The following is an 18984-nucleotide window of genomic DNA, read 5'->3' as shown; positions in this document are numbered from 1 at the left end:
CTTTTCCCTGCAAAATATCGAGTATCCTAATGAGCCTCCGCAACGTGGCGATCATCGCCCATGTCGATCACGGCAAGACAACTCTGGTCGATCAGCTCTTCCGCCAGTCCGGCACCTTCCGCGACAACCAGCGCGTCGAAGAGCGCGCGATGGATTCGAACGACCTCGAAAAAGAGCGCGGGATCACCATTCTCGCCAAGTGCACGTCGATCGAGTGGGACGATCATCACGGTCACAAGACGCGCATCAACATCGTCGACACCCCCGGCCACGCCGATTTCGGCGGCGAGGTGGAGCGCATCCTGTCGATGGTCGACGGCGTCGTCCTGCTGGTGGATGCGGCCGAAGGCGCGATGCCGCAGACCAAGTTCGTCACCGGCAAGGCGCTGGCGCTCGGCCTTCGCCCGATCGTCGTCGTCAACAAGATCGATCGCAGCGACGCGCGCGCCCAGGAAGTGCTCGACGAAGTGTTCGATCTGTTCGTGTCGCTCGACGCCAATGACGACCAGCTCGATTTCCCGGTGATCTTCGCGTCGGGCCGCAACGGCTATGCCGGCGACAATCCCGATGTGCGCGAAGGCACGCTCACGCCGCTGTTCGAGACGATCGTCAAGCACGTGCCCGCCCCGTCGGCTGATCCGGACGGCCCGTTCAAGTTCCTGGTGACTCTGCTCGACCGCGACAATTTCCTCGGCCGCATCCTGACCGGCCTGGTCTTCTCGGGTTCGGTCAAGACCAACATGCCGATCCATGCGCTCGATCCCGAAGGCAAGATCGTCGAGACCGGCCGCGCCTCCAAGATCATGGCGTTCCGCGGCCTCGAGCGCGTTCCCGTCGACGAAGCCAATGCCGGTGACATCATCTCGATCGCCGGCCTGACCGTCGCGACTGTCGCCAACACCATCGCCGATCCGTCGGTGAGCGAGCCGCTGCACGCCCAGCCGATCGATCCGCCGACTCTGTCGATGCGCTTCGCGGTGAACGATTCGCCGATGGCGGGTCGTGAGGGTTCCAAGGTGACGTCGCGCATGATCCGCGATCGCCTGCTGCGCGAAGCCGAGTCGAACGTTGCGATCAAGGTCACCGAATCGGCTGACCGCGACAGCTACGAAGTCGCCGGCCGCGGCGAGCTCCAGCTCGGCGTGCTGATCGAGACGATGCGCCGCGAGGGCTTCGAACTCGGCATCAGCCGCCCGCGCGTGCTGTTCGGCGAGGATGAGAAGGGCGGCAAGACCGAGCCGTACGAGATCGTCATCATCGACGTCGACGAGGAATATTCCGGCACCGTCGTCGAGAAGATGAACATCCGCAAGGCCGAGATGACCGACATGCGCCCCTCGGGCGGCGGCAAGACCCGCATCACCTTCTCGGCGCCATCGCGCGGGATGATCGGCTATCACGGCGAGTTCCTGTCGGACACGCGCGGCACCGGCATCATGAACCGGCTGTTCGAGAAATACGGCCCGCACAAGGGCAAGATCGAAGGCCGCAAGAACGGCGTGCTGATCTCGAACGGCGCGGGCGAGGCCAATGCCTATGCGCTTGGTCCGCTCGAGGAGCGCGGCATCCTGATGGTCGCACCGCAGGAAGCGCTCTACGAAGGCATGATCGTGGGCGAGAACGCCAAGACGGATGATCTCGAGGTCAATCCGATGAAGGCGAAGCAGCTGACCAACTTCCGCGCTTCGGGCGGCAAGGACGATGCGATCCGGCTAACCCCGCCCTGGCGCCTGACGCTCGAGCAGGCGATCGCCTATATCGACGACGACGAGCTGGTCGAGGTGACGCCCAAGTCGATCCGGCTGCGCAAGCGCTATCTCGATCCGAACGAGCGCAAAAAGGCCTCGCGCGCCAAGCAGGCGGCCTGAATTTCCCGTCTTCCCCGCAATCGGGGAAGGCGGGATGGCTATCGTCTGGAAAATCTGTAGCCTCCCTGCTTCCGGGGGGACTTGCAGATGAATCCGATTATCCGTCCGTGGCGCCAGGTCCTTGATTTCAGGGGCCGCGCGACACGCACCGAATATGCCTTGTTTCATGTCAGCGGAATTATTGGCCTGATCCTTTTCCAGCTGGTCAGCATTTTCGTCACCGCTGCGATCGGCGGCGTCGATCGCGGCACAGCCACCCCGGTTCTGATGGGTATGGCGTTGATGTTCGGGATTGGCTCCCTGGTCCTGGTCGTCAGCTTCCTGATCGGTCATGTCTCGATAGGCATCCGGCGCCTGCACGATCACGGCGAGCCGGGCCTCAAATATCTGCTGACCTTCATCCCGCTGATCGGCTTCATCTTCTGGCTGATGATGATCTTCACCCGGGGCGACGATTACGAGAATGATTACGGCCCCGATCCGCGCGAGCCCGAGCAGATCGGAACGGAGCAGCTTGGCGCCGTGTTCGAATGACCAGGTGGGATAGCGGCGCGGCGGTCACGCCATAGCGAGAAGCACCGCCCATTCCGCATCCCCCACCGGGGATACAGACAGCCGCGACTGGCGCAGCATTTCCATGCCCGCCAGCTTCGGCTCGGCCTTCATCGCGGCGAGTGTGACCGGTTTGGCCAACGCCTCGACCGGCCTGACCGCGACCGAGACCCAGCGCGGTTCGTCGCCGTCCTGCTGCGCGGTGCGGGTGATCTCCATCACGCCGACCGCGGCCTTTTCCTTGCCGCTATGGTAGAACAGCCCGCGGTCGCCCACCGCCATCGCCTTCAGGTGGAGCGCCGCGGCGGGATTGCGCACGCCGGTCCACTCGGTTGCGCCCTCGCGCACCAGATCGGCCCAGCTATAGCTTTCGGGCTCGGATTTCAGCAGCCAGTACGCCATCGTCGATCTCCCTCGGAAAGCCGACTTTACTTTGCCCGGGGCGCGTTTCAACATCGGCGCGGGGAGGGACTGCCATGGACGACATGCTGCTGCCGCTGCGCCGCTTCGCCGATTTCCAGGGTCGATCGCGGCGCCGGGAATATTGGCTGTTCATCCTGTTCCAGTGGCTGATCTTCCTGCCGCTCGGGCTCGCCTTCGTCGTGGCCGGTGGCGATATCGCGAAGCTCTCGAACCGGCCTTTCGACCTGCAGGGCGGCGCAAGCCAGGCCGTGCAAATCGTCGGATGGCTGGTCGTGGGGTTCCTGGTGATCCCGATGCTCGCGGTCGAGGTGCGGCGGCTGCACGATCAGGACCGGACCGGCTGGTGGATCCTGCTCGCCCTCGTGCCTTTCGGGCAATTGCCCTTGTTCGCGCTGATGTGTTTCGACGGCACGGCCGGCGGCAACCGCTACGGCGCCGATCCCAGGCGCCGCGACGCCATCCACCGGCAGGACTGGCGTGACGCGCCGGCGGATCAGGCGCATATGCCGCCGCGGCCGCGGCTTGGCGACGGCTGAACACGCTGAACGCTCGCTAAACGCCGCATTCCGAACGGGTTCAGGCCGACTCGCTTATCCCTTGAAACAAGCTGGACCGTTTCCGCGTTTATTCCCCCGATGCGGTGGCGGGTTGGCTAACAAGAGGAGGTTGGAAATGACCAATTTTGTGAAGAAGGCCGGGCTCGGCGTGGCGCTCGCCGCGACCGCGCTCACCACCGCCGTCCCAGCGGAAGCGCAGCGGTATCGCCACTACCGCGACCATGACAACACCGGCACCGCCATCGTCGCCGGCATCGCCGGTCTCGCGATCGGCGCGGCGATCGCCTCGGGCAACAATCGCGACCGCGACCGCTATTACCGCCAGCGCGGCTATGATCCCTATTATGACGACGGCTATTACCGGAGCCACGGCTATTATCCGAACGACGGATATTACGCCTACAACTACCGGCAACGCTACCGCCACTGCTATACCGAGCGTCGCTGGGATCCCTATTGGGGCCGCGGCGTCCGGGTACGGGTGTGCCGCTGAGCGGCATTGCCCGAGTGAACGAAGCGGCGCGGGACCGGCCGGTCCCGCGCCGTTTTCGTCCGCGCGCTCTGGCATCGCGCGCGATTTTGCGTCATGAGCCGGCCCCATGACCGACACACCGCCAGACCGCCTTTCGTCCAACCCGCGCAGCCCGTTCTTCGACGAGGCGCTGCTGTCGCGCGGGATCGGCATCCGCTTCAAGGGTAGCCAGCGCACCGACGTCGAGGAATATTCGATCTCGGAAGGCTGGATCCGCGTCGCGCTCGGCAAGAAGGTCGATCGCCACGGCCAGCCGCTCACGCTGAAGCTCAGCGGCCCGGTCGAGGCCTGGTTCGAGAATCCCGCCCAGGGCGCCGAGGAAGCGCCCGAGGCGTAAAGCCCGGCGTCAACGCCAGTCGAACGCCTCCTGCGCCGCGGCGGTCAGCGCCGCCATTGCGGTTCGATAGGGGTTCGGCCCATGGCTGATCCGGGCAACGCCGGCCGCCGCGACCTCGCGCGTGCCCGGGGCGCCCGGAAAGGCCATGAAATTGATCGGTAGCGGCACCGCCGCGCTGATCCGTTCGAGCAGTGCCAGATCGACCAGTCCGGGAACGAAGAAGCCGCTGGCGCCAGCCTCGGCATAGGCCGCGCCGCGCTCGATCGCTGCGTCGGCCATCGCCGAATCATGCGTCGCAGGGCCGTTCTGCAGGAAGATGTCGGTACGGGCGTTGATGAAGAAGTCGCTGCCCGTGGCGCGCCGCATCGCAGCGATCCGCGCCGCCTGGAACGCGATCGGGTGCAATCCCTCGTCGCCGACGATCTGATCCTCGAAATTGCAGCCGATCGCGCCGGTCGCCGCCAGCCGCGCGGCATTCGCCGCGACCGCCGCCGGATCGACCGCATAGCCGCCCTCGAAATCGATCGACACCGGCAGGTCGACCGCCCCGGCGATCCGCGTCGCCCCGGCCAGCGCCAGCTCGAGCGGCAGTCCCTCGCCGTCGCCATAAGCCTGTGCCGCTGCGACCGACCAGCTGCCCGTCGCCACCGCCTTCGCGCCGGCATTGGCGACTGCACGCGCGCTGCCCGCGTCCCAGGCGTTGTAGAGGATCAGCGGATCGCCGGGCACGTGCAACGCCGCAAAGGCGCGGAACTTATGGGTCGTCATTTTCTTCCCCTCTCCCGTCGGAGAAGGGGATTAATGCACGAAACGCGCGACCACGTCACGATAGGAGCGCGATACCTTCACTTGCGCGCCCGAACCAAGCACCAGGAAACATTCGCCATTGGTGTGCGGCTTCACCTCTTTCACGAGGTCGAGGTTGACGATGGTGGAGCGGTGGACCCGCTGGAAACGGCGCGGATCGAGCCGTTTCTCCAGGTCCTTCATCGTCTCGCGCAGGATCAGCGTGTTGTCGCCCGTATAGATGCACATGTAATCGCCGGCCGCGTCGATCCGCTCGATCGTGTCGACGTCGACGCGGAAGATCTGCCCGCGATCCTTGATGTTGATCAGCTTCTCGAAGCGGTTGGCGGAAACCTGCTCTCCGGCGTCGCTCAGATTCTCGACGGAATCCGGCGCGATCTCGGCGATCACTTCCTTCAGCCGGTCGACCTCCTCGATGCCCCGCTTCTCCGCAAGCCGCTGGCGGACGCGGTCGAGCGTATCGGCCAGACGCGATTCCTCGACCGGCTTCATCAGATAATCGACCGCCTGCGCCTCGAACGCCTTCAGCGCGTGGTCGGAATAGGCAGTGACGAACACGAACAGGGGCGGCTCGACCTCCATCAGGCCCTGGACGACCGAGAAGCCGTCGAAACCGGGCATCTGGATGTCGAGGAAGACGAGGTCTGGCTTGTGCGTCTTGATCGCGCGGATCGCCTCGCGTCCGTTCTGGCATTTGTCGATGATTTCGACATCTTCATGTGCGGCGAGACGTAGCTCGAGCCCCTGGATCGCCAGCGGCTCGTCATCCACCAATATGGTCCGGATCGTCATGGTACCTCTCTAACCGGTTCATCGAGCTGGAACGGAATCTCGATTTCGACTCCGAACCCGCCCCCGGGGATGGAGCGTGTCTCGAAGCGGTGGTCGGGCCCGTAAGCCTGCGCCAGCCGCTCCCTTATATTGGCAAGCCCAACCCCGGTTGAAAGGCTTGGCCGTGCTTTCATTTCATTCAAGCCCGGTCCGGTGTCGGATACGCTGATCTGCACCCGATCCCCGGCGAGCCGCGCGATTACCGCGATTTCGGCGCCTTCTTCCTTGGGCGTGACGGCATATTTGATCGCGTTTTCGACCAGCGGCTGGAGCAGCAGCGACGGCAGCCGTGCCCTGGCGACACGCGGATCCACCTCGAAACTCGGGCGCAGCCGCTCCTCGAAGCGCATCTTCTCGATCTCGAGATAGAGTTTCAGCGTCTCGACCTCCTGCGCGATCGTCACATGCGCGGTCGGCTCGTTGGCGAGCGTGTAGCGCAGGAAGGAGGACAGGCGGCTCAGCATCGCATTGGCCCGTTCGGTCTGCTTGAGCAGCACCAGGGTCGAGATCGAATTGAGCGTGTTGAACAGGAAATGCGGGTTGAGCTGGTAGCGCAGCATGGCAAGCTGCGCCGAGCTCGCCTGGCTGCCCAGCGCTTCGAGCTGATCGATCTGCTCCTCGACGATCAGGTAGAAATTGATCCCGAAATACAGCGCCGACCACCCCGCCAGCACGGTGAAGTTGAGGAAGATCGTGCCGAGCACCAGGCTGAAATTCAGTCCCGGGCTGGAGAATTTGACGAACGAATAGGCGAAGGCGTCGAGCACCGCGTACAGCACCGTCGCCACCCCTAGCGTCAGGATCGTCAGGATCACCGCCGCGATGCGAGGCCGGCCCCGATACGCATGATAGAGCGTCGAGAGCAGCAGCGTGATGCAATAGCCGACGATCGATTCCACCACGATCAGCAGAGTCGCCGGCAGGTCGAGCTTGTTCGAAATGCCCGAGACGCTGCGCAGGATCAGATAGCCGGTCCAGCCCGCTGCCTGGAGCCGCCAGAAGGCACGGCTCTTGTCCTCGAAGAAGGGCCGCGAAAAGATCGCGGGCTTGGTGAACAATGGCATGGGCGGGGGTCTTAACCCGACTGGGAGCGATGCGCAAAGTGGGGTAGGGTGTGTGCAGAGGCTTTCGGATGCGAAGCGCTCTTTCTCCCTCTCCCCTTGTGGGAGAGGAGCATTGGGTGAACAGCGCCCCGCGCTGTTCAGGTCATGCCGGGGGCATGACCGACCCAATGCTGGGCCCGCTGCCGAAGGCTGTGGGAAGGGTGAGGGGGACACTCGTCAGTGTTCCGAACCTCACTCCCCCTCATCCGGCGCTTCGCGCCACCAGTTTTGACGATAGCCGGGTAAACCATGCCCCCGGCATGGTTTAGAAATGCCCGGGGGGCATTTCGGCCCGACTATCGACAAAACTCCCACAGGGGGAGAAGGGAAGGAGCCCTACGGGATGTAAAAGCCCGGCGGTCTCGAAGGAGAGAGAAGCATGACCGAGCACCAGGACCGCGCGCAATTCACCGCGATGACCGAGGGTACCCAGCAGGACTGGAGCATCATCGGCGGCCATTTCCGCGATTTCGCGAAGGAACTGCCTGCCCGCGTGCTGACGCATCTGAAGCTTCTCGAAGGCGATTTCGGCGGCTTCCCGGTCGACCGCCTCGAACATTCGCTCCAGACCGCAACCCGCGCCCACCGCGATGGCCGCGATGAGCCCTATGTGGTGATGGCGTTGCTCCACGACATCGGGGACACGCTCGGCACCTTCAACCATCCAGAGATCGGCGCGGCGATGCTGCGCCCGTTCGTATCGGAGGAACTGCACTGGATCGCCAACACCCACGGCGTTTTCCAGGGCTATTATTTCTTCCACTATCTCGGAATGGACCGGGATCTGCGCGAGAAGTACCGCGGCCACCCGCATTTCGAAGCCTGCGCCGAATTCTGCGAGAAATACGATCAGTCGGCGTTCGACCCGGCGTACGAAAGCGCCCCGCTGAGCTTCTTCGAGCCGATGGTTGGGCGTGTGTTCTCCCGGCCGATCAATTCGGTTTATGCCAAGGCGGCGGCGTAGGATCGCGGTTCTCTCCTGAGGACATGATCGGGCTGATGTGCTGAGCGACATCGCGATGAATCTGACTGGCAGCGAAGCAGCATGGTTGAATCTACCGGCGGGTGATTCTGCAGCGCCGACATAGGATGCGCGCCGCGGGATAGGGATCCGTGGTGGGGATCGGCTACGCGGTCCAAGGCGACGTAGCGATGCGCGGTATGAGGCCAGAGCAGAGTCAAAACAAAACCGCCGCCCACTTTCGGGGGCGGCGGCCATGTTTCCGATACTCGCTTGGCTTAGAAGGTGAACTTCGCGCCGATGCGGATCGAGTAGAGCGACTGGTTTGCGTAGATCTGGTCAGTCGGCGTCGTGAAGCTCGTGCCGTTATTCACCGGTGAGTACCGATATGACGCGCACGCCTGGCTGACATTGGTAATAACCACGCCGGCCGCCGTCAGACACTGAACCTGTGCAACAGCGACGTTGTAGGGGAAGACATATTCGCGCGTCTGGCCCCAGTTCTTGTTGATGAAGTTCGTGAAGTTTTCAACGTCCGCAAACAACGTGATGCGCGAGCCCCCAACGAAGGTTGGGATTTCCTGCGCAAGGTGCAGATCGAGCCGCGTGAACCACTTCGAGTTGAAGGCGTTACGTGGCGCGATCTTCCCGGCATATTTGTCGAGGCCCGAGGTCTTCAGGAAGTTCTCGAATGGAGCCTGGAATCCAGGTGCGTAGGTGACCTTGGGATCGTTCGCGGTCGGGACGTAGATCAGATAGCGGTTGCCGCCGGTACCCGTCGCGCTGCTGCGCCCGGTCGTCCCGAACACTGCCGAACGACCCGAACCGAAGTCCTGGAAGGTATAGCTGTACGGATGGCCGATCCGGGTTTCGCCGAACAGCGCAATCGTGGTCTTGTAATCGCCAAAGAAGGCGTGATCGAAGGTCGCGCCATATTTGAAGAAGTACTTCACCTGATCGTTCGAGATGCCATAGGCAACGTTGTTCGGATCGACGAAGGCGCCGTTGGAATAATTCGAACCCGCCGTCGACGATGTCGCCGGTGCCTGATCCTTCACGTCCTGATAGGTGAAGCTGGCGTTGATATTCAGGCCGAAATCCCAGCTCTTATCCAGTCGCGCGACAGCGATATAAGAGCGTCCCTTGTCGGTGTTCGTCAGCAGGATGTCGGTGTTCGTGTCAGTGCTCGCCAGATTCTTGTCGGCGAAGTTATAGTAACGCTGGCGACCGTCCGGGGTGAGCGAACCGGCCAGCGGTTGCGAACGGATGTCCGTGAAATATACCTGATTGCGGACCTTCGAGTAGAGAAAGTCTGCACCGAATACCCAGTTGTCGCCGAGCGGGCCGAGGTTGGCGCTATATTCGCCCGTCAAGGTCGCGCGCCACTGCGAGGGAATCTTGAAGTTCGGATCAAGCGCGTTGACCGTCGATGCCGTCGAGGCGGTGGTGCCCGAGAGATAGGTGTTCACCGAGGACGGGATGCTCGTGCCGGTGACGTTGTTCAGCGCGTCATTGCAGACCGCCGCCGACGGCAGGTTGGTGCATCCGATCCCGGTCGTTGTCCGGTTGGACGAAACGGAATTGGTCAGCACGCCGGTATTGGAGAAGCTGTTCGAGACATAGACGTCGGGCGTGCCGCCGCCGAAGATGCCGCCGCCGCCGCGGATGCTGATGCGATCGGTCGGCTTCCAGTCGAAGCCGATGCGCGGCTGGAACAGGCCGAAGCCCGAGATGTTCGTCGTGTTCGAACCGATCGTCTTCAACTCTCCGTTTACGACTGCGCCACCAGCGTAGCGCGCGGTGTAATAGGGGCTGAGCGCCGGGTTATCGTGCATGGCGTACAGATCATAGCGCATGCCGTATGACAGGTTCAGTGTGGGCGTGATCTTCCAGCTGTCCATGACGCCGAACACGAAGCTCTGATAGCTATACTTTGCCGCGGCATCGTTCGGCACCAGCGATGGAACTGCGTTGCCATAGCCGAAGGAGCTTGCCCGACGATTCTGGAAGTCCTGGATCGAGTCGAAATAATAATTGCCGGCGCTGTTCTGCAGGAACGCATTGAAGATCTTCACGTCCTGGAATTCGCCAAATACGCGAACGTCATGGTCGTTCATGGTCAGGCGAGCCTGAACCAGGCCGCCCCAGGTTTCGGTCTTGAGCTGATTGGTCTGACGCGATGAGTCTGGACCGAACGAGACGACTGCATCGGTGCCGACCTGCGTGCCTGTTCTTGCCTCGCAGCCCGTCGCCGAACCGCCCGATTGGTCGTTGGTGCAGACACGGAACTGAGCGAAGCCACGGCCCAGCAGCGGATCCTGGATACGGGTATAGTTCTTGTAGAAGCCGCGAACTTCGGTCGAGAAGCTGTCCGACCATTCGGAATTCAACTGCGCCACGCCGGTGTGAAGCCGATTGCCCTGGATATAAGCGTTGGACGCCAGGCCCAGGCCGGGACTGCCCGTGGCGATCGACGAGAAGGTGTTGTTCAGCAGATTGATCGCATCATTCGCATAGGTGTAGGTCAGCGACAGGCGCTGCTTGTCCGACAGATTGGCGTCGATCTTGGCGACCAGGCGGTCGTCCTTATCGCCCAGGTTGCGCAACACGCCGCCGGTGTCGTAATTATAGACGCTCTTCGCAATCGCCGACACAGCATCAACTTGAGACTGGCTCAGGTTCGGGATGGCGGTTCCGGCATTGTTGTCGGTGGGGCCCTCGGCGATCGGGCGACCGCCACGTAGCCGTTCGCCAGCCACCATGAAGAACAGCTTGTCCTTGATGATCGGCCCGCTGATTTCCGCGCCGTAGTTCTCGATCTTGAAGTCCGGAATGTTGACCTTCAGGTCCTTCGTCTTGTTGCCGACGAACTCGTCGCCGGAACGCGAATAGAAGCCGGTTCCGTGGAACTCGTTGGTGCCTGACTTCAGGATGATGTTGATCGCGCCGCCCTGGAAGTTGCCCTGACGGACATCAAATGGTGCCACCTGGGCCTGAAACTGACCGATGGCATCAAGCGGGATGGGCGAGCGCCGGCTCGGCAGGCCATCGGTGTTGAGGCCGAAATTGTCGGTGATCGAGACGCCGTCGACCGAGAAGCGGTTGAAGCGAGCGTTCTGGCCGGCGAAAGAAACCGCGCGGCCACCGCTGGGGGTGTCGTCCAGGCGGGCGAACGGATCGCGACGCGACAGGTCGCGGATGTCGCGATTGACGCTGGCGATGTTCGCGATCTCGCGCGCGTTTAGGACGGTGGCCGGACCCTGCGATACGGAGCGCGCATTGGGCAGGCGCGCTGCAGTTACGACGATGTCGCCGCCAGTGCTCTCCGCGGTCAGCTCGACCGGAATGTCATAGGCCTGCGCGACAATGGTGTTGATGTCAGTGACTTCGGTGCCGTTATAGCCCGGCGCGGTCACCTTGACGGTGTATGGGCCGCCGGCGCGAAGGCCGGTTGCGTTGAAGCTGCCGTTGGCATCGGTGCTGACGGTCGACTGAGTCCCCGACGGCACGTTGAGGATGTTCACGGTGGCGCCGGCGACGGGCGCGCCGTCAGCGGTCACGGTGCCGCGGATGGTCGACGTCGTTTCCTGCGCGCTTGCCGCTGCTGGAATGACGAGGGCGGCTGCCGCCACGCCAATGAAAAGACTATGTCGCATGATTTTTCCCTTTTAGGCATCAGTCGCAAGAATTGCTCGGCGGTTTCGCCGTCGCTGGCCCCATGCGACTCGAATATTTCGGATAAATGACATGGGGGAATCTTCAAGTAGCTGCGCAGCATTCGGTAATGCTGCGTTGCAAAAAGGCATCACTTCGCGGCGGCGACGATCTCTGCCCAGGCCGCCTCGTCGATCACCCTAACCCCGTGTTCCGCCGCTTTTTTCAGCTTCGATCCGGCGCCCGGCCCGGCAATGACAATGTCCGTTTTGGATGAGACCGATCCCGATACGCGCGCGCCCAGCGCCTCGGCCTGGGCCTTGGCTTCGTCGCGGCTCAGCGTCTCGAGCGATCCGGTGAAAACCAGGGTCATGCCGCTCACTTCGGACGGTCGGATATTGGACACATAGGCCGCAGGGCTTACCTCGCCGAGCAGGTCGGCCCAGGCCTCGCGATTATGCGCCTCGGCGAAGAAGTCGACCAAAGCTTCGGCCACGACCGGCCCGATGCCGTCGACCGCGATCAACTCGGCCCGCGCTTCTTCGTCCGTGGCGGCGCGCGTCGCGACATCGGCAACGCGCTCCACCGTGCCGAACGCCTTGACCAGGTCGCGCGCGGTGACGCTGCCGACATGGCGGATGCCCAGCCCGAACAGGAAGCGCGCCGGGTCCGGGCTGCGTTTGTCCTCGATCGCCGCGAGCAGATTGTCGACTGACGTCTCCGCCCAGCGCTCGCGTCCGATCAGTTCCGCGCGCTTGTCCTTCAGGCGGAAGATGTCGGCGGGGGAGTGGAGCAGCCCGTCATGGAAGAAGGATTCGATGCTGGTCGCGCCCAGGCCCTCGATGTCGAGCGCCCCTCGGCTGGCGAAATGCCGAAGGCGTTCGACGCGCTGCGCCGGGCAGATCAGCCCGCCGGTGCAGCGTACATCGACCTCGCCCTCTTCGCGCACCGCATCCGACTGGCATTGCGGGCAGACGGTCGGAAAGGGCCAGGCGCCGCGGCTTTCGTCGCGTGACAGATTCTCGACGATCTGCGGAATCACGTCGCCGGCGCGCTGCAGCACGACGCGGTCGCCCGGCCATACGTTCAACCGCGCGATCTCATGCTCGTTGTGCAGCGTCGCGTTGGTGACGACCACGCCGCCCACCGTGACGGGCGTCAGCCGCGCCACGGGGGTCAGTTTGCCGGTGCGGCCGACCTGGATGTCGATCCGCTCGAGCGTCGTCTGCGCGCGCTCGGCGGGGAATTTATGCGCCAAGGCCCAGCGCGGCGCCTTGGCCACTGCGCCCAGCCGTGCCTGCCAGTCGAGCCGGTCGACCTTGTATACCACGCCGTCGATATCGAACGGCAGGTCGGCACGCGCCGTCTCGATCGCGCGGTAATGCGCCAGCGCCGCCGCTATCCCGTCGGCCCGCACGAGCATGTCGCTGACCGGCAGGCCCCAGGCTTCGATCGCGCACATCACGTCATATTGCGTCTCCGCCGGCAGCGTCGAGGTTTCGCCCCAGCCATGCGCGAGGAAGCGCAGCGGCCGGGTCGCGGTGACGGCGGCGTCCTTCTGGCGTAGCGATCCCGCGGCGGCGTTGCGCGGATTGGCGAACTGCCGCGCCTTGCTCGCATCGCCCGCCGCTTCGGCCTCGGCGAGCAGCCGGGCGTTGAGCGCGGTGAAATCCGCCTTGGCCATATAGACCTCGCCGCGAATCTCGAAAACCTCGGGCGCCGCGCCGTGCAGCTTCTCCGGGATGTCGCCGATCGTGCGCACATTGGCGGTCACGTCCTCGCCGACCTGCCCGTCGCCCCGGGTCAGCGCCTGCACGAGCTTCCCCCGCTCATAGCGCAGCGAGCAGGACAGGCCATCGATCTTGGGTTCGGCGGTCAGCGCGACGGGCACATCTTCCGCAAGGCTGAGGAAGCGCCGCACCCGCGCGACGAATTCGGTCGCGTCCTCATCGGCAAAGCCATTGTCCAGGCTCATCATCGGCCGGGCATGCGCTACCTTGGCCAGGTGACTGGAGGGCGCGGCGCCGACTTGCGCATTGGGCGAATCAGTACGGATCAGGCTGGGAAAGGCTGCCTCGATCGCATTGTTGCGGCGGATCAGCGCATCATAGTCGGCGTCCGAAATCTCCGGCGCGTCGTCGGTATGATAGAGCTTGTTGTGATGGGCGATCTCGCCCGCAAGCCGCTCGAGTTCGGCGGCGGCTTCCTCGTCGGTCTCGGGGAGCGGGGCGGATAGGGGCAGGCTCATGACGAAGCGCTAGCTTAGGCAGGATGTCGATTCAACGATCCGCATCGGCGTGGCAGCGAAGCACTGCCGGATCGCGTACCGCGTTCCGGTCCGCTGTTTCTCATCGTTGGTTATATAGCGTGCGGTTTTGCGGTCATTTTGCGCAAAAACCATGCTTTTCAGCACGGTTCGGAGGAAAACTTTCCGCTGTTATGCGTAACAGGGAAAGTCACTGCAAGCCATTGAAAAGGCACGCCATTTTCGGGACCCAAATCCAACTTAACAGGGAAAGAAAAATAAGGGGCAATAGCAGCGGGTAATTCGGGGTCGCTGTGGGAAGGGACGATCAATCGTCCTCCATCATCTCCGCGACCATCTTGGCTTCCTCATTCACCGATTTCCGTTCGGCGGTCTTCTCGGCGCGGGTGGCCATTTCGTCCCAGGCCTTTGCTGCGCGGATCCAGCGCGAGCGGACATTGTCCAGCGTTGCGGCATTGGCGTCGGCTTCCGCCTGACGGGCGCGATCACGATAGAACATGGCGGTGGTATTCGTATGACGTCTCCGCGAATGGGGGAGCGGAAAGGGAAGGGGCGCCGGCCGAAACCGGCGCCCACCCGTCAATTACGCTGCTGCGAGATTGACCGCGGACATCTTGCCACGACGGTCCTGCTCGAGCTCGTAGGACACGCGCTGCTCCTTATCGAGCGTGCGCATGCCGGCGGCCTCAACGGCACTGATGTGGACAAAGGCGTCATTGCCGCCGCCCTCAGGCGCGATAAAGCCATAGCCCTTGTCTGCATTGAAGAATTTAACGGTGCCGATCGGCATAAGTATTTCCTTGGGTAGCCCGGTGGCGGCATCGCCTTGCACCGGTTTGGGGCCGAGAAGAGAGAGCGGAGCACCGTCCGGCCCCGGCCGGCGCATCCGAGCACGGTCGCGCTCTAGTCGTCGAGGACCTGAGCGTTGCGAAAGGGATAGGGCGCAGCGTCGAGCAGCGCAGCATAGCCGCGCGCAAGACCCGCATGCGCCGCGCGCGATGACAGGCAGGCAGCGCGTTCGGCACGCACCAGCGAAATCTGCTCACGGCTGAGAAGGTAGTTGAGGTCCAAGAATCGAAGCTCCGACGGCTTTGCAAGCGGGAGCGCGAAGGTCTCTCAGTCACGCGATGCTTGTTGGGGAATCGCGAGATGCCCGTGGTATAACACGAGTCTGCGCAAAAGTCGCATCCTATCGGTTCGGCCCTTTTTCGGCCCCTTTTGCGATGTTTCTATCCGCACCTCCGGTACGATATTTTCATCCATCCGGCCCGGGGACGCGCCCATGATGATCGCGATACTGGTGTTGCTGCAGGCTGCCACGCCAATCGCCGCCGGCCCGGCCGATCGCGACGAGGTGCCTCGCCAGGGGCCGACGCGCTGCCCGCTCAGGATGGACGAAGAAGGCGATATCATCGTGTGCGGTCGGGCCGTGCCGCAGGAGCAGTTTCGCCTGCGCCCGCTCTCCCAGCGATATGATCCGGTCGGCGGCCCGGGGGTCGGCTTCCGCGTCGGGGCCGGGACGGGCAATGTCTATGCGGTCGCGCAGAAAAGCCCTGACGGCAAGCCCGACAAGCGACTCATGGTGACGGTGAAGCTGCCTTTCTGACCGGGCGTTACGCCGCCTCCAGCAATCGTTCGGCCTGGGCGCGCGCTTCGTCGGTGATCGTCGCGCCGGACAGCATCCGGGCGATCTCCTCGCGTCGCGCCGATTCGTCCAGCAGGACCACGCCGGTGCGCGTGACGAAGCCGTCATGGCTCTTCGCGATCAACAGGTGATGGCGCCCCCGCGCCGCGACCTGCGGGCTGTGCGTCACCACCAGCAGTTGGGTGTTGGCCGCCAGTCGCGCGAGGCGTTCGCCGATGGCGCTCGCTACCGCGCCGCCGACGCCGCGGTCGATCTCGTCGAAGATCATCGTCGCCGCACTGCCCTGCTCGGCCAGCGCGACCTTGAGCGCCAGGATGAAGCGCGACAATTCGCCGCCGCTGGCGATCTTGGTGAGCGGCGCGAACGGCGCGCCGGGATTGGTCGAGATCTCGAACTCGACCCGGTCCTTGCCCGCGGGGACCCAGTGATCGCTGCCGAGCGGCGCGACGACGGTGCGGAACCGCGCGGCGTCGAGCTTGAGTGGCGCCAGTTCGTCCTTCACTGCCGCATCGAGCCGGGCGGCGGCCTCGGTGCGGGCTGCGGTCAGGGCATCGGCGGCCGCCTCATAGGCCGCGCCCGCGTCCCGCGCTGCACGCTCCAGCGTAGCGATCCCCGCGCCGCCGCTTTCGATGCGCTCGAGCTTGTCGGTTAGGTCGGCCGTGAGTGCCGCGAGATCGTCGGGCTGCACGCGGTGCTTGCGGGCGAGCGCGCGCAGTTCGAACAACCTCGTTTCGTCCGCTTCGAGCTGCGCCGGATCGAAGGCCAGCGCTTCCGCCGCCTCATCGACCTTTTCCTGCGCCAGCCCACCCTCGACCAGCGCGCGGTCGATCGCTTCCAGCGCTTCGCCCAGCGCATCGTGATCTTCGGCGACGCGCTCCAGCGCCCGCGCCGCCTGACGGAGCCGGGCCAGCCCGCCCTCCGATCCTTCGAGCAGGTCGGCGATGGCCTGCAGGTCGCCGGCGATCTTCTCGCCGCGCTGCATGCCCGCCCGGCGGGTCGCGAGGATTTCCTCCTCGCCCGGCTCGGGCCCGAACGTGGTCAGTTCGCCCACGGCATGTTCGAGCCACTCGCGGTCGCGCGCAATCGTGTCGAGTTCGGCGCGGGCGATCGCCAGCGCGTCGTCCGCCTCGCGCCAGGCGCGGTGCGCGCGGGCGGCGGGGCCAGCGTCGATCCGCCCGAACGCGTCGAGCAGCGCACGGTGACCGCGCGGGTTGAGCAGGCCGCGATCGTCATGCTGCCCATGGATCTCGACGAGGTGCACGGCGAGTTCGCGCAACAGTCCGGCAGAGGCCGGCTGATCATTGACGAACGCCCGGCTGCCGCCGTCGGACTTGACGATGCGGCGGATGATCAGCGGCTCGCCCGGCTCGACGTCGAGGCCGTTCTGGGCGAGCAGCGAGGCAATGGGCCCCTGGGCGTGCGGCGTGTCGAAGCTGGCGCTCACCACGGCCTGGCTCGCGCCCTGGCGCACCAGTCCGGTCTCGCCGCGCGCGCCCAGGGCAAGGCCCAGCGCATCGAGCAGGATCGATTTGCCCGCGCCGGTCTCGCCGGTCAGCACGCCGAGCCCATCGCCGAAATCGAGGTCCAATGCCTCGATCAGCACGACGTCCCGGATGGAAAGCGAGGTCAGCAAGAGGGCAACCCCGTGGGCGGCATGAGCCGCGTCAGGCGCCCGTCGTCGCCGGCGCAACCGTCGCGGCGGCTTTGGCCGGGACCGGAACCGGCGGGTGCTCCTGCACCAGCTTGTAGGCGCGCTGATACCAGTCGGTGCCGGGATAGTTGGCGCCCAGCACGGCCGCGGCCTTCTTCGCTTCCTCGGGCACGCCGAGGTTGAGATAGGTTTCGGTCAGCCGCATCAGCGCCTCGGGCACGTGCGTGGTGGTCTGATAATCGTCGATCACGCGACGGAAGCGCAAGGTCGCCGCGAGCCACTGGCCGCGCGTTTCGTAGAAGCGGCCGATCTCCATTTCCTTGCCGGCAAGGTGATCGCGGACGAGATCGATCTTCAGCCGCGCATCGGCGGCATAGCGCGAATTGGGATAGCGCCGGGTCAATTCCCCGAGCGAATCGAGCGCCTGCTGGGTGATCTTCTGATCGCGGGTGACGTCGCTGATCTGCTCGTAATAGCCGAGCGCGATGAGATAATAGGCATAAGGCGCATCGCGGTTGCCCGGATGGACCGAGATGAAGCGCTGCGCCGACTGGATCGAGCTGGTGTAGTCGCGGTCCAGATAATAGGAAAAGGCGCTCATCAGCTGCGCGCGGCGCGCCCAGATCGAATAGGGATGCTGGCGCTCGACTTCGTCGAACAGTGCCGCGGCCAGCTTGTACTGCTTGCGGTCGAGCCGGTTCTTGCCCGTCGTGTACAGCGTGCCGACATCGCGCGCGACATAGGGAATATCGCTTTTGGCCTTGTTGCCGGCACAGCCGGAGACGGTGAACGCCGAAGCGCCAATGAGCGCGAACGCGAGCGAGCGGGACAGGGGGATACGCATCGTCGTAACCCTTAGCCGAAGCGCTCGCGCGCGAACAATGTTTTTCGCGAGTCGGGTTCGGGCCGGGATCGGATGGCCGGGGCGGCGCGTTCGCGTTATCACACGTCATTCCCAGGGGACTCGCATGACCGCAACCTTGCTCGCCACGAAGCGCGTCGAAAAGCCGTGGGGACGGCACCGGCTGTGGTCGGGCTTCGCCGATCCCGCGCCCGGCGGCGATCCGATCGGCGAGGTCTGGTTCCAGACGCCTCATGCCGGCGAGCCCGATCTGCTGATCAAATATCTCTTCACCAGCGAGAAGCTGTCGGTCCAGGTCCATCCGGATGACGCCGACGCGCGCGCGGCCGGTTATCCCCGCGGCAAGGACGAGGCTTGGGTGATCCTCGCCGCCGAGCCCGGTGCGACGATCGCGCTCGGTACCAAGGCGCCGATGACGAAGGAAGCGTTGCGCGCCGCGTCGCTGGATGGCTCGATCGAGGAGCTGCTCGACTGGAAACCGGTCAAGCCGGGCGATTTCTTCTATTCGCCAGCGGGCACGGTGCATGCGATCGGTGCCGGCATCACGCTGGTCGAGGTCCAGCAGAATGTCGATCTGACCTACCGCCTCTATGATTATGGCAGCGCGCGCGAGTTGCATCTGGAGGCTGGCGTCGAGGTATCGAATCCAGTGCCGTTCGAGCCTCTGCCAGCGCCGGGCAAGCTGTCGGAGGATCGGACGATCCTGGCCGAAGGGCCGAAATTCGTGCTCGAACGCTGGCCGGCCGGCCACCGCGTCGTGACGCTTCCGCCGGGCCTCACCGGCTGGTTCGTGCCGCTGCGCGGCGACGGCACGGCGGACGGCGTGGCATGGCGCGCGGGCGAATGCCTCACGCTCGAGGGCCGCTGCGAGATCACGGCCTCGGCCGACAGCGATCTGCTGCTTGCCTATCCCGGCGACCAGCGAATCTGATTCG

The 18984-nt window shown here is 64.4% G+C and carries 19 protein-coding genes; 8 read left to right on the top strand and 11 right to left on the bottom strand.

The features are described 5' to 3' along the window. The first annotated feature begins 29 nt into the window (after nt 1–29). Together typA and U1769_RS19055 are read left to right on the top strand one after the other, a co-directional pair. Nucleotides 30–1868, top strand: a complete 1839-nt coding sequence (gene typA / locus U1769_RS19060) for a translational GTPase TypA (RefSeq protein ID WP_332719219.1) — start codon at nt 30–32, stop codon at nt 1866–1868. 87 nt (nt 1869–1955) lie between these two features. Then, entirely contained in the window at nt 1956–2402 is a 447-nt protein-coding gene (locus tag U1769_RS19055) for a DUF805 domain-containing protein (protein ID WP_332719217.1), read from the top strand. Between the two features lie 24 nt (nt 2403–2426). On the opposite strand, the gene U1769_RS19050 is transcribed toward U1769_RS19055, so the two are convergent. Further along, nucleotides 2427–2822, bottom strand: a complete 396-nt coding sequence (locus U1769_RS19050) for an EVE domain-containing protein (RefSeq protein ID WP_332719215.1) — start codon at nt 2820–2822, stop codon at nt 2427–2429. A 74-nt stretch (nt 2823–2896) separates the two neighbouring features. On the opposite strand from U1769_RS19050, the gene U1769_RS19045 reads away from it, so the two are divergent. From U1769_RS19045 to U1769_RS19035, 3 genes are all read left to right on the top strand, one after another. Then, nucleotides 2897–3379, top strand: coding sequence for a DUF805 domain-containing protein (locus U1769_RS19045; protein WP_332719213.1), 483 nt, complete (start codon nt 2897–2899; stop codon nt 3377–3379). 136 nt (nt 3380–3515) lie between these two features. Continuing rightward, complete coding sequence (locus tag U1769_RS19040) at nt 3516–3893, top strand: hypothetical protein (RefSeq protein ID WP_332719211.1); 378 nt, start codon at nt 3516–3518, stop codon at nt 3891–3893. A gap of 106 nt (nt 3894–3999) precedes the next feature. After that, nucleotides 4000–4269, top strand: coding sequence for a DUF3297 family protein (locus U1769_RS19035; RefSeq protein ID WP_332719209.1), 270 nt, complete (start codon nt 4000–4002; stop codon nt 4267–4269). Nucleotides 4270–4278: 9 nt separating this feature from the next. On the opposite strand, the gene U1769_RS19030 is transcribed toward U1769_RS19035, so the two are convergent. From U1769_RS19030 to U1769_RS19020, 3 genes are read right to left on the bottom strand one after another with little or no spacing between them, the layout of a single operon-like run. After that, the gene (locus tag U1769_RS19030; protein ID WP_332719207.1) at nt 4279–5037 is read right to left on the bottom strand and encodes an isocitrate lyase/PEP mutase family protein; all 759 of its coding nucleotides are present in this window, start codon (nt 5035–5037) and stop codon (nt 4279–4281) included. A gap of 30 nt (nt 5038–5067) precedes the next feature. Beyond that, a complete protein-coding gene (locus U1769_RS19025; protein ID WP_332719204.1) occupies nt 5068–5868 on the bottom strand; it encodes a LytR/AlgR family response regulator transcription factor in 801 nt (266 codons plus the stop codon). Next, nucleotides 5865–6971, bottom strand: a complete 1107-nt coding sequence (locus U1769_RS19020; protein WP_332719202.1) for a sensor histidine kinase — start codon at nt 6969–6971, stop codon at nt 5865–5867. Before U1769_RS19020 ends, U1769_RS19025 begins: the two co-directional genes overlap by 4 nt. A gap of 418 nt (nt 6972–7389) precedes the next feature. On the opposite strand from U1769_RS19020, the gene U1769_RS19015 reads away from it, so the two are divergent. Beyond that, nucleotides 7390–7974: an HD domain-containing protein gene (locus tag U1769_RS19015; RefSeq protein ID WP_332719200.1), complete on the top strand. Its 585-nt coding sequence runs from the start codon at nt 7390–7392 to the stop codon at nt 7972–7974. 275 nt (nt 7975–8249) lie between these two features. Here U1769_RS19015 and U1769_RS19010 read toward each other — a convergent pair whose 3' ends face one another. The 5 genes from U1769_RS19010 to U1769_RS18990 form a co-directional block, all read right to left on the bottom strand. Next, the gene (locus U1769_RS19010; RefSeq protein WP_332719198.1) at nt 8250–11627 is read right to left on the bottom strand and encodes a TonB-dependent receptor; all 3378 of its coding nucleotides are present in this window, start codon (nt 11625–11627) and stop codon (nt 8250–8252) included. A gap of 149 nt (nt 11628–11776) precedes the next feature. Next, the gene (gene ligA, locus U1769_RS19005) at nt 11777–13873 is read right to left on the bottom strand and encodes an NAD-dependent DNA ligase LigA (protein WP_332719196.1); all 2097 of its coding nucleotides are present in this window, start codon (nt 13871–13873) and stop codon (nt 11777–11779) included. A 325-nt stretch (nt 13874–14198) separates the two neighbouring features. After that, a complete protein-coding gene (locus tag U1769_RS19000) occupies nt 14199–14390 on the bottom strand; it encodes a hypothetical protein (protein WP_332719194.1) in 192 nt (63 codons plus the stop codon). An 84-nt stretch (nt 14391–14474) separates the two neighbouring features. After that, nucleotides 14475–14681 carry a cold-shock protein gene (locus tag U1769_RS18995; protein WP_332719192.1) on the bottom strand — a complete coding sequence of 69 codons (207 nt, stop codon included), beginning with the start codon at nt 14679–14681 and terminating at the stop codon, nt 14475–14477. A 113-nt stretch (nt 14682–14794) separates the two neighbouring features. Continuing rightward, nucleotides 14795–14962 (bottom strand): hypothetical protein, encoded by a 168-nt coding sequence (locus U1769_RS18990; protein WP_332719189.1) that lies wholly within the window; start codon nt 14960–14962, stop codon nt 14795–14797. 211 nt (nt 14963–15173) lie between these two features. On the opposite strand from U1769_RS18990, the gene U1769_RS18985 reads away from it, so the two are divergent. Beyond that, nucleotides 15174–15497 (top strand): hypothetical protein, encoded by a 324-nt coding sequence (locus tag U1769_RS18985; protein WP_332719187.1) that lies wholly within the window; start codon nt 15174–15176, stop codon nt 15495–15497. A 7-nt stretch (nt 15498–15504) separates the two neighbouring features. Here the strand turns inward: U1769_RS18985 and recN are convergent, their stop codons facing one another. Next, nucleotides 15505–17169 (bottom strand): DNA repair protein RecN, encoded by a 1665-nt coding sequence (recN, locus tag U1769_RS18980; protein ID WP_332719185.1) that lies wholly within the window; start codon nt 17167–17169, stop codon nt 15505–15507. 31 nt (nt 17170–17200) lie between these two features. Beyond that, nucleotides 17201–18031, bottom strand: a complete 831-nt coding sequence (locus U1769_RS18975; RefSeq protein ID WP_332719182.1) for an outer membrane protein assembly factor BamD — start codon at nt 18029–18031, stop codon at nt 17201–17203. Nucleotides 18032–18155: 124 nt separating this feature from the next. Here U1769_RS18975 and U1769_RS18970 point away from each other — a divergent pair, with 124 nt between their 5' ends. Beyond that, entirely contained in the window at nt 18156–18980 is an 825-nt protein-coding gene (locus tag U1769_RS18970; RefSeq protein WP_332719180.1) for a cupin domain-containing protein, read from the top strand. Nucleotides 18981–18984: the final 4 nt, after the last annotated feature.

Origin of the sequence: Parasphingomonas zepuensis, from assembly GCF_036663735.1 — a bacterium.
In the GTDB taxonomy this organism is placed as follows: Bacteria; Pseudomonadota; Alphaproteobacteria; order Sphingomonadales; family Sphingomonadaceae; genus Sphingomonas.
The sequence above is the reverse complement of the archived record's forward strand: the minus strand, read 5'-3'. Positions and strand labels throughout refer to the sequence as shown.